This is a genomic window from Bergeyella anatis, assembly GCF_036016955.1.
Classification (GTDB): domain Bacteria; phylum Bacteroidota; class Bacteroidia; order Flavobacteriales; family Weeksellaceae; genus JAYWXI01.
In genome coordinates this window covers 34,012-48,207 of the sequence record NZ_JAYWXI010000001.1, presented here as the reverse complement: position 1 = coordinate 48,207, position 14,196 = coordinate 34,012, and the positions used below count along the sequence as shown (strand labels likewise).

Genomic DNA, 14,196 nt, shown 5'->3' with positions numbered 1-14,196 from the left:
TATTCGTGTTAAACAAAACAGGTCTTATTGCACGTTGATTACTACCGGAGGAATCTGTTTCAAAGCCTGACCGCCAAGCCCCGAAGCCGTTGCACTGATATTATAAATGTAGGCCACATCACCGGACTTCAAATTCTTCGTCAAGCCCGCAACCGAACTAAGCGAACTTCCGCTAACCTGCATCCCCGGCTTGCCCGGAACTTTAAACATAAAGCTGTTAACCGTAAAACTAACAGGGAAATCAAAATCAGGCATAGCCACCGAAACCGTCTGATTCGGGATCGAACTTGCCGGAACATTAATCACACTCTGCCCTCTAATCTGTCCTACCGGAGGTGGAATATTTTTGATTCGGAAAGTAAAAGACTTCGAAATCGGACCTTTAGGCCCTTTGCCCGAAATGGTAAGCGAAGCCGTACTACCCGCTCCTGGTGTTACGGTCCATTGGCCTCCACCAGTCTTGGCAACCGTTGCTCCCGTAGCCGTAAGCGTCGTGCTGCTATTATCCGCACCCAAAATAGAACCTGAAACCGGATTAGGAAGTCCGCGATAAAGTACATTCATCTTATCAGCCGATAAGAGAGCTCCACTTTCAAAAGCCACCTCTTTGGCTCCCGCAATCACATTATAGGTGTGAGAATACGGAAGTTTAATCTCTTTTCCGTTGGCGTCCTTAAATGAAATCTGACCACTAAACGTCTGAGTTCCTACCGAGCTGCTGTTCAGGTTAGCTACCCCTACACCGTTTTGCACGGAAAGCCCAGGCATGGACAATCCCGGAACATTGCTAGAGTAGTTTCCTATGGCCACTTTAGCTTGAGCGGGTTCTCCTACGATCACATTCGTCGGTGCCGATACAATCGCCTGGAAAGCGTCAAACTTAATGTTCGCATCCACTTTCTCTTGCAATAACATGACCAAAGCGTCCGATTGAACATTTCTAACCTCGGATTGGATGACCTCCAAATTGGAAAGTGCCGCAATAAGAGGTTGACCGTAAAATTTATACTGCGTCCATCCTTTTCCGTTACGCTTCTCGCCATTGGGAAACTCCGTCACCAAATTGGCATTGGCACGATTCACCACGTTCTTCATTTCGGGAAAGGCACTAAAACTCTGATTCATAAACTGTCTCAAAGCCTCCACCTTATTTTTCAATTCCATAACTGCCTTGGAAGGCTTGTTTTCATTGGATTCATCAAAAAACAAATTGGAAGAAGGTTCGGTATTATTCAAAGCGGTAAAGTTTTCGTCCACCGATTTATTGGAATCATACCCCGCGTTTTTCTTCAACTCCTGCTTTAGGCCTTCAATATACTTTACAATGTCGTCCGCCTGCCCTTTGAGCTGACCGTAGATAACGTTTGCCTGTCCGTAGGTTTCCGGAGAAGACTCCGCCTTGGCCGCCAACGTCCTCTCGAAAATACGATCGTTTTTATATTCTGTTAATGTTCTTGTCTTCGTAAGGGTATCGTTGGTATCATTGTACGAACGAATGATTTCCTGGTCAATCTGGATCGCCAACATGGCAATAAAAACCAGATACATCAGGTTAATCATTTTTTGACGTTGCCCCTGCGCTCCACTACCTGTAGCTGCCATTCAGTTTAGTTTTTATATCTTTTTTAAATAAATTCAATCGCTTAACCTTTCATGGCATTGAGCATTCCGCCATACACTTTGTTGAGGTTATTCAGATTATTGGTCAAACCTTGAAGCTCTTGGTTGAAACGGTCGGACTGTTCCGCTGATTTCTGAAGATCAGCCACGTATTTCTGATGGTATTCGCTTTGTTGCTTACCGTGATCCAACTGCAAAGCATAAAGTGCATTCATGCTTTCCAAATGACTTGCCGCAAGGGTCAACTGATCGTTATATTTACGTGTCGCCGTAGACACATCCACCGTAGTATTGATCTCTTCGACAGAGTTGGAAAACTTATCGATTCCCGCTTTCAATCTTTCAAACAACGAAACATCCAATTTAGCATCAGCCAACATTTTATCTAATTTCTCGGAAAGGCTCACATCCAAACCACTGGTTTCCACCACCGGAGAAACTTTTCTGGGCTTTGGCTGAGCATTAGGATCTAACAACTCAGGATATACTTTCTCCCAAGCGTATTTTTCTTCCGTCGCCGGCGGATTAAAAGCCGATACGAAGAAAATTCCGGCCTCGAAAAGAAGACCTATCCCCAAAATAAGGTTACCACTAATCCCAAAAGGCAAAGGCCAGTGCGTGATTTTGAAAAGGGCTCCTAAAATAACCACCGCTGCTCCAAGGTTGAACAGTAGGTTAAGCGTTTTTTCGTTTAATTTTAACATTTCTTTATTATTATTCTTTTTTTTCTAATTTGAGTCTCTCTATTTATTTGGTTTTTCTTTTGAACTTAGCTGTTCCTTCAGGAATGTCCTGCACCGTTCTGAAACCGATATAACTTCTTGCCGAATCCTTACGCTCCCAGTCGCGATACCCCGTCATCAAAAGATAACCAACATCCTTCCAAGAACCTCCTCGAACCGTTTTTTTCACCTCGCGGTAAGCCTGATTGGACAAATAAGGATTAAGCGTTGAAGAAAACTGATAAGTCGAATTACTGTATGGCGATTCCGTCCATTCAGCCACGTTCCCCGCCATATCGTAAAGACCAAACCCGTTCTTGGCAAATTGTTTTACCGGAGCCGTATAGGTATAAGTCCCTTTTTTCTCGTCTTCGATATAGTTCCCTCGTTTAGGCTTAAAGTTGGCCAAATAACATCCTCGGTCATCAACCAAATTAGGCCCTCCCCAAGGGTACGTCGCATTCTCCAAACCACCCCGCGCTGCATATTCCCACTCCGCTTCCGTAGGCAAACGGAAAGCCATCGGCTTCTGCTTTTTCTTCTTAAGCCTTTCGTTATAGTCGGATTTCGCTTTAGTCTTATAATTGCAGTAAGCCCGCGCCTGATCCCAAGTTACCCCAACAACCGGATAATTTTTATAGGCGCTATGCCAAAAATATCCATCGTATAAAGGTTCATTATAAGCATAATTAAAATCCTTAATCCACACCGTGGTATCAGGATAAACCGCTATGCTTTCTTTCTTAAGGTATTTGGCTCCTCTGGCATTGTCCTTCACCGCAGACTCAATATCCTCCCACTGGTAAGTATACAATAGTTTGCGGGTATCTATAATTCGCTCGTTATTAATTCGCTCGGCTTTAGGAAGATACATGGATTCCAATACTTCCGCATACTGAACGTCCGGATAATCCGAAGTTTTCCAATGCAACGGAACCGACCAATCCAAACGCTTAGATTCGTCATAACCATCCCGTCCGCCTTGAGACTCCAAAAATTCTTGGTAAGGCGTTGCATTTCCGTCTTTATTTGCCAAATAAGCATAATCCGAAATCCCGGTGCCTTTGCCGCTACCTCCTCCGGAACCCGCAGCTTCAGCCAATAATGTTCGAGCAATGGAATCCCTTACATAATTGATAAATAAACGGTACTCGGCATTGGTAACCTCAGTTTCATCCATAAAAAAAGAGGATACCGTTACGGTTTTAGGCATGGCCTTCTCCGGCATATTCGTCATATCCTGATCGGCAAGCCCCATCACAAAAGAACCTCCCGGAATAGCCACCATACCATAAGGCCGTTCTGCCACGAAAGATTTCGACTTTTCCTTAGGAATCAACTCCCCCTTTGTATCCGGCTTACCTGCCGAGCGCCCGCCCTTAGAACAAGAGACAATAAGCGAGGCCGAAGCCAGTATAAGAACTATTTTTTTCATTCTTAGCACTAAATTATGCGGTAAATATATGATATTATTTGATTAAAATGATTCTATTTTAATTTGCAAACGAAAAAAGCATTAAAATATTTTTTCTTCCCCCTAAAAACTTATTCCACCGTAACCGATTTAGCCAGGTTTCGGGGTTGATCGACATTCGCCCCACGATAAACCGCAATATAATACGCCAAAAGCTGCAGCGGCACCGAAGCCACAATCGGAGAAAAACATTCCGAAGTATCGGGAATTTCAATCACATGATCCGCCATATCCCGTACTTGCTCGTCCCCTTTATTGATTACTGCAATAACTTTTCCTTTGCGGGCTTTTATTTCTTGTACGTTACTCACAATCTTATCGTAATGGCCTTTCTTAGGCGCAATAATCACTATCGGCATATTCTCATCAATAAGCGCAATAGGCCCGTGCTTCATCTCTGCCGCCGGATAACCTTCCGCATGGATATAAGAAATCTCCTTCAGTTTCAAAGCGCCCTCAAGCGCCGCAGGATAATTGTACCCTCTTCCCAAGTAAAGGAAATTGGAGGCATCCACATAAGCCTTGGCGATTTCCTTCACATGATCGTGGGTCAAATCCAAAACCTCTTCAATTTTTTTCGGAATACCATCCAGTTCGGTGATAAGACGCATAAATTCCTGATTACTCAACTGCCCGTTATGCTTACCAAGCTTCAAGGCAATAAGCGTCAAAATCGTAAGCTGAGCCGTAAATGCCTTCGTGGAAGCCACCCCGATTTCCGGACCGGCATGCGTGTAAGATCCCGCATCGGTAATCCTTGCAATGGAAGAATCCACCACGTTACAAATCCCATAAATGAAAGCCCCTTTTTCTTTGGCCAACTTCAGTGCCGCCATGGTATCGGCTGTTTCTCCCGATTGAGAAATCGCAATCACCACATCTTTCTCCGTAATAATCGGATTTCGGTAGCGGAACTCCGAAGCGTATTCCACTTCCACCGGAATTCGGGCAAACTCCTCAATGAGGTATTCCCCAATCAAACCAGCATGCCAAGACGTACCACAAGCAATAATAATGATCCGTCCCGCATTATTGAAACGCTCCAAGTGATCCCATATCCCTGCCATCTTGATAATCCCTTCCTCCACTAGCAAGCGTCCTCTCATGGTGTCATTAATGGATTTCGGCTGTTCGAAGATTTCTTTCAACATAAAATGCTCATAACCGCCCTTCTCAATCTGTTCCAAGCTAAGTTTTAATTCCTGAACCACCGCATCCACTTTGGAATTATCCACAATGCTTCTTACTTCGACCCCTTTTTCGAGCGAAATAGTCGCCATATGCCCTTCTTCCAAGTAAATCGCATCCTTTGTAAACTCCACGAAAGGAGACGCATCGGAAGCAATGAAATATTCATTTTCCCCAAGACCAATGGCTAAAGGCGACCCCAAACGGCCCACCACCAAAAGTCCCGGAAAATCATCATGCATCACCGTGATGGCATAAGCGCCATAAACCTCGTTCAAAGCATACCGCACCGCCGTTGGAAAATCAATCTCCGGCTTGGCATCCATGAAATATTGGATCAGATTAACCAACACTTCCGTATCCGTTTCGGAAACAAAAGTATACCCTTTATCCGTAAGCATGGTCTTAATGGTATCGTAATTCTCGATAATCCCATTATGAACCAAAGCAATTTTTCCATTATTGGAAAGGTGAGGATGGGAGTTTCTATCACTCGGAACCCCATGCGTCGCCCAACGAGTATGTCCCATCCCGACATTCGCCTGCCCCTTCAGCTGCTCCGAAATAGCGACCAAGTCATCCACTTTCCCCTTAGTCTTTGCCACAGAGAACGCTTGTCCTTCCGCATCCAATACAATTCCTGCACTATCATATCCTCTATATTCCAAACGTCTAAGACCATTAACCACAATGGTATAAGCATCCTGAAATCCCGTATATCCTACAATTCCGCACATAATTTACTCGTATTATTTGTGTTTTTATTTTTTAGAATAGATAATATGTAACCTCGCTCTGCGCTCATTGGACGCATCCGACCCCACCAAAACCACTCGATTTGGCACATATGCATACCCCGTATACGAAGGCCCTTTGACACTGCTCGTAGACGTAGCGCTTGCCGTGGACATCTCGTAGCCGCCAACCCGAACCAAAATAGCCTTATTTTCAGCATTTTGTTCAATCATTTCTCTAAGTGTCTGCGTAATGGAAATATCATAATAAGACGGGTTACCGGAAATATTCCCTACCTTGATAAAACTGTAAACCGTAGAACCGCTAAAAGCCGTGAAATCTTTAAGAAAAGTGCTCAAATCCTTTGCTCCGGTAGTCGGATCATAATAAGCCGCAGAAAAGGCCGTTGGCTTGTCATAAAGATTATTCCATGACGAAACATCACTGTACAATCTGATTTTAGCAGAAATAATCCCGATTTTGTCATTAACAAATTTTTGACGCAATGCCGCCACGGTTTCCGAAGGAATTTTTATCCCGACCCCAGGGCCTCCAGTTCCCTGAAGGTAAATCTTAGCATCACCGGACTGCGCATTCGGAGCCGACTGAGCAACCACCGCCTGCGACGGAGTTCCCGAACGATTGAATTCAAATTGATTGAACTGGGCATTACTACTACCCAAACTTATCGTATAACTGGCCGACTTGCGCGTCGTTGCTCCATCGGATGTTTGGTCATGCTTATAATAAATGGTGATTTGGGAAGCACTTGGCTGAAAACGCAGGAGGTACCCATCGTTTTCCGCTACCGATAAACGAACGCCCTTAAAATAACGAATGAAATTAGCCACATCGTAAAGCTCTGACTGACCAGCCTTATCTACGATTTTATTTTGAAAAAATGAAGCCTCAAGCGGAACCCGAATAGCCGCAGAACGCTTCAAAAGTTCGCTATTATCCGAATCTTTGGTTACCGTAACCGCACTAATTTGCGAGCCTATAGTAGCCGACCCCAGCAACGTTCCGTAATTAACCGTCTTGTTGGAGTAAACCACATCCGACACCCCGCCCAAAAAGTCATCCACCTCATGAACGTTGATGGTCATTGAAGATTTCGCCTTTCCGTAACGCGTGATGGGATAAGAAGTCACTACCTTTTTAGCCGCCACGTCCCCGTCAGGATAAACGTAATCATCATACGTATTAACAGAAGCCGAATCCGTCGCATAAAGAGGCATAATCTGAAGTACCGCCGAATCCACCACCGCATTGGTGCCAAAGCTGGGATCGTACGTCGATAATCTCGCCTGCGTTACAAAACTGGCACGCTGCATTCCGAACTGGTCATCGCTAAACGCCCCAAGGGTTGCGTACGTCAACTTCGCCGCGTCTGTTCTGGCCGTATCCTGATTACTCACGTTATAAACCAAAACATCCAAAGAGTCCGAAACCCCTTGCGCCGAAGTCCCTTCAAAAAACTGAGTTCCCAGCAAAGTCGCATCCGACTCACAATTCCACAAAACAAAACTCCCTCCACAAAGAATGAGGGAAGTTTTAACAAGATACTTAATATTTTTTATCATTTAATAGTCCGAGTATATTAATACACTTTTCCGATATTTTCAGGCTCTACAAAGTCCGCCTTTTCACTTGCCGAAGATTTATACTGCTCATCCAAAACCTCTTCCAAAAACTCATCGCCCTTCACCACCGCATCGGCATACGCCATGCTTTGAGCCAAGAACTGTCTGGTCGAAGGCGAATCGGAAAGTGCAACTTCCGAAATCTGATCAAAATCCAAAACCGCCTTCACCGTAGGCGACAAAGCCATATCCTCCTCGTTGTAAACGGAAAAAACAAGCTTGGTATTATTGAAATAGTAATCGTTTTTATAAAAAGTTTTCAGATAAATCGGAATAAGCGAAGCCATCCATCCGTTGATATGAATCACATCCGGAACCCAGTTGAGTTTTTTAATGGTCTCAATCACCCCGCGGGCAAAAAACACCGCTCTCTCGCCATTATCTTCAAACGGCTCCCCTTCATCGTTTTTGTAATAAGCCTTTCGTTTGAAATACTCCTCGTTATCAATAAAATAAACCTGCAAACGCTCGCCCGGCAAAGAAGCCACCTTGATAATCAAAGGCTGATCCAAGTCGTTGATAATAATGTTCATCCCCGAAAGACGAATCACCTCGTGCAACTGAAACTTTCTTTCGCTTATCAGCCCAAATCGAGGCATAAAAACCCGAACGTCATTTCCTTCCTGGTGCATTTTCAGCGCCATCTTATTCACCGTTACGGCCATATTGCTCTCCTCCTGATACGGAAACATCTCGGTAGTAACGTACAATATTTTTTGATTCGGCATAATTTATTGTTATGGTTTATAAGCTATAACTCTCTGCAAAATTACAAAATTTTGACCGAACAGAATTCAATTAACACTTTTTTATGAAAAAATCATGCCTCAAAACCCCTTAGGATTAATCTTTGTCATTTTTTTAACTAAATTTGACTCCGATAATTTTTCATCATGAAAATCCTGAGAAACAGCACCGCTCTAAGAGCCTACATCGAACGCAACAGGGAAATGGGCAAAAAAATAGGTTTCGCACCAACCATGGGCGCCCTTCACGACGGACACCTTTCCCTCTATGAACTGGCCAGAAAAGACAACGACATCGTCGTATCTTCCATTTTTGTCAATCCGACCCAGTTCGACAATGCTTCCGATTTGGAAAAATACCCCCGAAATATCGAAGCCGACATTGCACTACTCAAAAACTCAGGCTACGTAGACGCCGTCTACATCCCCTCTATTTCGGATTTATACCCCGAAGGGCTGACTCGAAAATCCTACGATTTCGACGGCTTGGAAAACGAAATGGAAGGCGCCTTCCGCAAAGGCCACTTCGACGGAGTCGGCACCGTGGTGGAAGAACTCTTCTCGCAAGTCCGACCTCACAACGCCTATTTCGGCGAAAAAGACTACCAACAGGTCGCCATCATACGAAAGCTGGTGGAGAAGAAAAAACTCCCCATCACTATTCATTCCGCGCCAATCCACCGCGAAAAAAACGGACTGGCCATGAGCTCGAGAAACGAACGACTGACCCCACACCAAAAGAAAGAAGCCAAAATCATCTACGAAACCCTAAACAAAGCAAACGAATGGTTTCGTGTTCTCTCCATAAAAGAAATTCACGAGCGCGTAAAATCCATCTTCGAAAATCATAAAGATTTCAAACTGGAATATTTCATCATCGCAGACGAACAAACCCTAAAAGAAACCGATTTCTTTTACAAAGACCGCTCTTATCGAGCCTTCATCGCCGTCTATGCCGGCCAAATACGTCTTATCGACAACAAGTCCTTGGATTAAAAAAACGTTTTATTGTTTACCGAATCGGGCGGATTCCTCCGGAATCCGCCCGATTCGGTAAACTCTTATTTCTTCACTATCAGCTATCTCAAAGCCTCAGACAACTCCAGCATTTTTTCGATCGGCTTCAGCGCCTTTAAACGAAGCGACTCTTCCACCACAACCTCCGGAAAACCATACTTCATGCAAAGGTACAGTTGCTCCAACCGTTCAACAACTTCAGTCTCCCGATGGTTTTCACCCCCCTCAAAAACAGAATTAAATCTTTCAGAATCAACCCTTTTTCGCTTCACACAGCAATGTTCAAGCAAAACCATCGCCCTCCCAGTTTTTTCCATAAGGTCTCTCCCCCAATTCTTATCCGACACAAAAATAATCGGCCGCTCCTTCGGTAAAGTACGGATAATCGCTTCCGCATTCGCCCCCGTCACCACCACATCAGCCGCCGCCTTACGCTCGGTATCGCAACTAATCGAAGCAACCACCAGCGCGTCCGGATACTCCGCCATCGCCTTTCTCAGTTCATCGCCTGAAGCTTCATCAGCCCCAAAACCTTCCGTTTCCAAATCGGGAAAAACCACTTTTTTTGAAGGCTGGAGAATCTTCGCCACTTCCGCCATGAAATGAAAATCAAAAAAAACAATCATATCGGCTTGCGTCTCCTTCACCCAACGAGCCAGCTGAAGCGAATCTCCCTCAAAATCAACCAGCTCCCGAACCACTCCCGACTGGCAATAATGCGCCAAAACAACCGCATTCCTTTCCTCCTTTAACGCCCGAATCCCCCGAATCAAATCGTCCCCCCGAGGAATCACCAAATCCTGAATAGCCATGAATTTCTTAACGGGAATCCCCGCTCCAAACCCTTCCGAAGCTTCTTTACTCATAACGCCGTAACGATTAATTTTAAAATTGATTACGAAATAAAATCCTCCACCACCAACCGAACCTCATTCTTAGCCTCTTCCAAATCCGTATTGACCACCACCCGATCAAACCGATCCCGATAAGCCATCTCTTCGCCCGCCTTAGCCACTCTTTCACGAATGGTAGCCTCATCGTCGGTCCCTCGACCTCTTAGCCGACGTTCCAACTCCGCCACCGAAGGCGGCAAAATAAAAACCGACCTCGCCTGATCTCCAAAATACGTCTTAAGAGCAATCCCTCCCTTCACATCCACATCGAATATTACGGTTTTCCCCTGCGACCAAATACGCTCCACCTCCGTCTTAAGCGTGCCATAAAACTTATCCTGATACACCTCCTCGTACTCCACAAAAGCATCCTGCGCAATTTTCTCGCGAAAGACCTCCGGCGTAAGAAAATAGTAATCCTCCCCGTCTTTTTCCTCGCCACGCGGCAAACGGGTTGTACAAGACACCGAAAAAGCCAAATCGGGAACCACATCCAAAACATGCCTAACCAAAGTTGTTTTCCCACTGCCCGACGGCGCCGAAAATATAATCACTTTATTCATTATTGCTCGAGTTTATTAAATCCGATCCTTCTCTTATAACACATTGAGCGTTTGTTCCTTTATCTTCTCCAAATCGTCCTTCATCATAACCACCAATTTCTGAATTTCCGCATGATTAGCCTTGGATCCCAACGTATTGATCTCCCGACCCATTTCTTGTGCAATAAAACCTAATTTCTTTCCATTGAAATCCTCCCCAAGCACCTCCAAGTAATAATTCAAGTGCTGCTCCAAACGAACCTTCTCCTCCGAAACATCCAACTTTTCCGTATAATAAGCCATTTCCTGATAAAAACGGGTTTCATCCACCGTCTCAAAATCCTTCAATACCGTTTGGTAACGTTCTTTTATCGCTACAATCCGCTCCTCCTCATAAAGCGCCACCTGTTTTAACGCCGCCCGAATCCGCTCCACATTACGAACCAACTCCTCCTCAAGAGCTTTCCCCTCCGTCTGACGGAAAACCTTAAGGCGGTCCATAGCCTCACGAATCAAACCTTCCAAAAAAAGCCACTCGTCCTCACTCAGTTCATCCGGACGGGATGAAATTACCTCAGGCATTTTCACGGCCATTTTCAAGTATTCGTATTCGGGAGCATCCTGCGCAATTGCCTTTAATTCTCTGATGTAGGCCCTTACCAACTCTCCGTTAATCCGAACCTCGCTGCAGTCGCCCAAAGTCTCGCAATTGACAAAGCAATCCACCTTACCCCGGAGAAGCCCCTCGTTAAGACGTTTTCTAATATCGAATTCCTTTTCTTTGTAACGAAGAGGAATACGGGTGTTCAAATCAAAACTTTTACTGTTAAGCGATTTGAGATCTACCGTAATTTTTTTTCCTTCATACACGCCTTCGGCTCGGCCGAAACCCGTCATTGATAACACCATAAATTCGTTTTTATTAGATTACAAATTTAATCTATTTAAAATTAATCTTTCCCGCTTCCCTATTCCCGTTTATTTAAAAAGCCTTATTTTTATCCGATGAAAATAAAACTTCTATTCCCCCTCGCTTTGGGCCTCTTGCTAACAGCCTGCAAAGAAGAAACCAACAAAAACACCCAAAATAAGGACTCGTTCTCTCTATCAGCCTCGGACACAGCAGCCGTAGCCAGCGATTCTTTATCCACAAACCCAACAGGCACTCCAAAGCCATTGAACCAAAAAGCCGCTCCCGGCCAAATCGTCTTCCAACAGAACGGAAAAGTCTTAATCGCCTTCGATCATCAGGCACAGAGCGGAACCGTCGTAATCGGGGAAACCACCTACCACCTCAACCGTCTTAATTTCACCGAAAACAACTACGAACTTTTCGGCGAAAAAATCCGAATAAGTGCCGAAAACGGCAGCTTTCAAGACCCTCAAGGCGAATGCCTCCACGGTGTTTTTCCGAAAGTTACGATTGAGTTTAGCGGTCAGACTTCCGTCTTATCAAATATTAACGTCCAAGATTGTCCCGTTTACTAATGGCCATTAGCATCCATCTCGTTTCCAGCAAAGAAGACCGAAAAGAATTTTTGGAATTCCCTTCCAGGCTCTACCGTCACGACGCCAACTACATCCGACCTTTGGATAAAGACGTCGAAGAAGTTTTTGACCCCAAAAAGAATAAGAATTTCCGACACGGCGAATGCCAACGTTTCCTCTTTAAAGACCCCAAAGGTCACACCGTCGGTCGTGTAGCGGTTTTCGTTAACTCAAAATACGAAATGGAACAACCCACCGGTGGTCTGGGCTTTTTCGATTGCATCAACGACCAAAGCACCGCCAATGCCATCTTCGACCACTGCAAGCTATGGCTGGAAAAAAGAGGAATGCAAGCTATGGACGGCTCCATCAACTTTGGAGAAAGAGATAAATTCTGGGGAGTGGTTACCGAAGGGTTTCAAGAACCCCTCTACGGAATGAACTACAACTTCCCCTATTACCAAACCCTTTTTGAAAGTTACGGATTCCAAATCTACTTTAACCAACTTTGCTACAGCCGCCCGATCCACGGAGAAGTCTCCCGGAAATTTACCGTAATGCACGCAAAGCACAGTAAAAACCCCGACATCTCCGCCCGGCCAATGAAAAAAAACCAACTGGAAAAATTCGCAAAAGATTTTACCGAAATTTACAATAAAGCTTGGGCCAGCCACGGCGGAGGAAAACAACTCGAAACCGACAAAACCCTAAAAATATTTCGTAGCATGAAACCCGTCATCAACGAACACATCTCTTGGTTCGTATACCACAAAGAACAACCCATTGCTCTATGGATTAACCTGCCCGATCTGAACCAATGGTTCAAACCTCTAAACGGAAAGCTCGGCCCCGTGGAGAAGCTAAAATTCTTGTGGTTGAAACTCTTTCGAAAAAACACCAAAATGGTAGGCCTAGTTTTCGGCGTCGTCCCCGAATGGCAACGCACCGGCATCGACGGCTACATGATTTGGGAAGGCACGCGCCACCTGAGAAAGCACACCGACTTTGAAACCACCGAACTGCAATGGATTGGCGACTTTAATCCCAAAATGACCAAAATAGCCGAAAATCTCGACACAACCGTCACACGGAAACTGGCCACCTTTCGCTATCTTTTCGATCGAAACAAACCCTTCGAGCGCCATCCAACCCTGAAATAAAAGCCCCTTCTCTAAAACAATTCCCGAGCAATTTTCCGAATGTTATCGCTTTTGCCCATTGAGTAAAAGTGCAAAACGGGAACCCCGTACGCTTTCAACTCTCGGCATTGCGCCACCGCCCATTCAATGCCAATCTGCCTCACAGCAGCATTATCCTTGGCCTCCTGCATCGCCTTTACCAAATCTTCAGGCAAATCAATTTTGAAAGTCTTGGGAAGCAGCGAAAGATGCCCCTTCGTTGCCACCGGTTTAATCCCGGGAATAATCGGCACTTGAATCCCCATCGCCCTAGCCTGCTCCACAAAATCAAAAAACTTCCGGTTATCAAAAAACATCTGCGTCACCACATAGTCTGCCCCCGCATCCACTTTCTCCTTCAACCGCTGTAAATCGTACGCCATTGAAGGCGCCTCGATATGCTTTTCGGGATAGCCCGCCACGCCCACACAAAATTTATTCTCCTCCTGCGTACGCTGCTCATCGGTCAGGTATTTCCCCCGACCAATGTCATTGATATGTCCCACCAAATCACCGGCATGCCCGTGCCCTCCTTCGGTAGGAACAAATCGACTCTGCCCCTTCATCGCATCCCCACGGAGTGCCAAAACATTATCAATCCCCAAATACAAGCAATCCACCAAAAGGTATTCGGTCTCTTCCTTGGTAAAACCACCACACAATACGTGAGGCACCGTATCCACTCCGTATTTGTGCATCAAAGAAGCGCAAATCCCAAGCGTCCCCGGGCGCATCCGCGTCATCTTACGCTCCACCAACCCGTTCCCTTTTTCGATATAAACATACTCTTCCCTGGAAGTCGTTACGTCAATAAACGGAGGATTAAACTCCATCAAAGGATCAATGTTCTTATAAAGATCCTCAATGCCCGTTCCCTTGGTCGGCGGAATAACCTCCACCGAAAAAAGCGTCTTCCCTTCTGCGCGTTTTATATGTTCTGTTATTTTCAT

At 45.2% G+C, this 14,196-nt stretch carries 13 protein-coding genes; 3 read left to right on the top strand and 10 right to left on the bottom strand.

The window, feature by feature from the left end:
• Window positions 1–24: 24 nt before the first annotated feature.
• The 6 genes from porM to VQ048_RS00175 all read right to left on the bottom strand — a co-directional run bounded on the left by porM (window position 25) and on the right by VQ048_RS00175 (window position 8,110).
• The gene (gene porM, locus VQ048_RS00200; protein ID WP_327609672.1) at window positions 25–1,602 is read right to left on the bottom strand and encodes a type IX secretion system motor protein PorM/GldM; all 1,578 of its coding nucleotides are present in this window, start codon (window positions 1,600–1,602) and stop codon (window positions 25–27) included.
• A gap of 41 nt (window positions 1,603–1,643) precedes the next feature.
• On the bottom strand, window positions 1,644–2,324 hold the full coding sequence (gene porL, locus VQ048_RS00195) for a type IX secretion system motor protein PorL/GldL (RefSeq protein WP_327609671.1): 681 nt from the start codon (window positions 2,322–2,324) through the stop codon (window positions 1,644–1,646).
• 43 nt (window positions 2,325–2,367) lie between these two features.
• Entirely contained in the window at window positions 2,368–3,777 is a 1,410-nt protein-coding gene (gene porK, locus VQ048_RS00190; RefSeq protein WP_327609670.1) for a T9SS ring complex lipoprotein PorK/GldK, read from the bottom strand.
• 110 nt (window positions 3,778–3,887) lie between these two features.
• Window positions 3,888–5,741, bottom strand: a complete 1,854-nt coding sequence (glmS, locus tag VQ048_RS00185; RefSeq protein WP_327609669.1) for a glutamine--fructose-6-phosphate transaminase (isomerizing) — start codon at window positions 5,739–5,741, stop codon at window positions 3,888–3,890.
• Window positions 5,742–5,765: 24 nt separating this feature from the next.
• A complete protein-coding gene (locus VQ048_RS00180) occupies window positions 5,766–7,322 on the bottom strand; it encodes a DUF4270 domain-containing protein (RefSeq protein WP_327609668.1) in 1,557 nt (518 codons plus the stop codon).
• Window positions 7,323–7,339: 17 nt separating this feature from the next.
• Window positions 7,340–8,110, bottom strand: a complete 771-nt coding sequence (locus VQ048_RS00175; protein WP_327609667.1) for a glycogen/starch synthase — start codon at window positions 8,108–8,110, stop codon at window positions 7,340–7,342.
• Window positions 8,111–8,275: 165 nt separating this feature from the next.
• Between VQ048_RS00175 and panC the strand changes: the two genes are divergently transcribed.
• Window positions 8,276–9,124, top strand: a complete 849-nt coding sequence (panC, locus tag VQ048_RS00170) for a pantoate--beta-alanine ligase (protein WP_327609666.1) — start codon at window positions 8,276–8,278, stop codon at window positions 9,122–9,124.
• Window positions 9,125–9,207: 83 nt separating this feature from the next.
• Here panC and nadA read toward each other — a convergent pair whose 3' ends face one another.
• Genes nadA through VQ048_RS00155 form a run of 3 tightly spaced genes read right to left on the bottom strand, consistent with a single transcriptional unit; the run spans window position 9,208 to window position 11,489 of the window.
• Window positions 9,208–10,011, bottom strand: a complete 804-nt coding sequence (gene nadA, locus VQ048_RS00165; RefSeq protein WP_327609665.1) for a quinolinate synthase NadA — start codon at window positions 10,009–10,011, stop codon at window positions 9,208–9,210.
• 29 nt (window positions 10,012–10,040) lie between these two features.
• On the bottom strand, window positions 10,041–10,601 hold the full coding sequence (gmk, locus tag VQ048_RS00160) for a guanylate kinase (protein WP_327609664.1): 561 nt from the start codon (window positions 10,599–10,601) through the stop codon (window positions 10,041–10,043).
• A gap of 33 nt (window positions 10,602–10,634) precedes the next feature.
• Entirely contained in the window at window positions 10,635–11,489 is an 855-nt protein-coding gene (locus VQ048_RS00155; protein WP_327609663.1) for a YicC/YloC family endoribonuclease, read from the bottom strand.
• Between the two features lie 96 nt (window positions 11,490–11,585).
• Between VQ048_RS00155 and VQ048_RS00150 the strand changes: the two genes are divergently transcribed.
• The gene (locus tag VQ048_RS00150; protein WP_327609662.1) at window positions 11,586–12,068 is read left to right on the top strand and encodes a hypothetical protein; all 483 of its coding nucleotides are present in this window, start codon (window positions 11,586–11,588) and stop codon (window positions 12,066–12,068) included.
• A complete protein-coding gene (locus tag VQ048_RS00145) occupies window positions 12,068–13,228 on the top strand; it encodes a hypothetical protein (RefSeq protein ID WP_327609661.1) in 1,161 nt (386 codons plus the stop codon). Before VQ048_RS00150 ends, VQ048_RS00145 begins: the two co-directional genes overlap by 1 nt.
• 11 nt (window positions 13,229–13,239) lie before the next feature.
• Here the strand turns inward: VQ048_RS00145 and metF are convergent, their stop codons facing one another.
• Window positions 13,240–14,196, bottom strand: coding sequence for a methylenetetrahydrofolate reductase [NAD(P)H] (metF, locus tag VQ048_RS00140; RefSeq protein ID WP_327609660.1), 957 nt, complete (start codon window positions 14,194–14,196; stop codon window positions 13,240–13,242).

Bases quoted from the DNA above. Each gene is read 5' to 3' on its own strand.
- porM (WP_327609672.1), bottom strand. From the start codon at position 1,602: ATGGCAGCTACAGGTAGTGGAGCGCAGGGGCAACGTCAAAAAATGATT.
- porL (WP_327609671.1), bottom strand. From the start codon at position 2,324: ATGTTAAAATTAAACGAAAAAACGCTTAACCTACTGTTCAACCTTGGA.
- porK (WP_327609670.1), bottom strand. From the start codon at position 3,777: ATGAAAAAAATAGTTCTTATACTGGCTTCGGCCTCGCTTATTGTCTCT.
- glmS (WP_327609669.1), bottom strand. From the start codon at position 5,741: ATGTGCGGAATTGTAGGATATACGGGATTTCAGGATGCTTATACCATT.
- VQ048_RS00180 (WP_327609668.1), bottom strand. From the start codon at position 7,322: ATGATAAAAAATATTAAGTATCTTGTTAAAACTTCCCTCATTCTTTGT.
- VQ048_RS00175 (WP_327609667.1), bottom strand. From the start codon at position 8,110: ATGCCGAATCAAAAAATATTGTACGTTACTACCGAGATGTTTCCGTAT.
- panC (WP_327609666.1), top strand. From the start codon at position 8,276: ATGAAAATCCTGAGAAACAGCACCGCTCTAAGAGCCTACATCGAACGC.
- nadA (WP_327609665.1), bottom strand. From the start codon at position 10,011: ATGAGTAAAGAAGCTTCGGAAGGGTTTGGAGCGGGGATTCCCGTTAAG.
- gmk (WP_327609664.1), bottom strand. From the start codon at position 10,601: ATGAATAAAGTGATTATATTTTCGGCGCCGTCGGGCAGTGGGAAAACA.
- VQ048_RS00155 (WP_327609663.1), bottom strand. From the start codon at position 11,489: ATGGTGTTATCAATGACGGGTTTCGGCCGAGCCGAAGGCGTGTATGAA.
- VQ048_RS00150 (WP_327609662.1), top strand. From the start codon at position 11,586: ATGAAAATAAAACTTCTATTCCCCCTCGCTTTGGGCCTCTTGCTAACA.
- VQ048_RS00145 (WP_327609661.1), top strand. From the start codon at position 12,068: ATGGCCATTAGCATCCATCTCGTTTCCAGCAAAGAAGACCGAAAAGAA.
- metF (WP_327609660.1), bottom strand. From the start codon at position 14,196: ATGAAAATAACAGAACATATAAAACGCGCAGAAGGGAAGACGCTTTTT.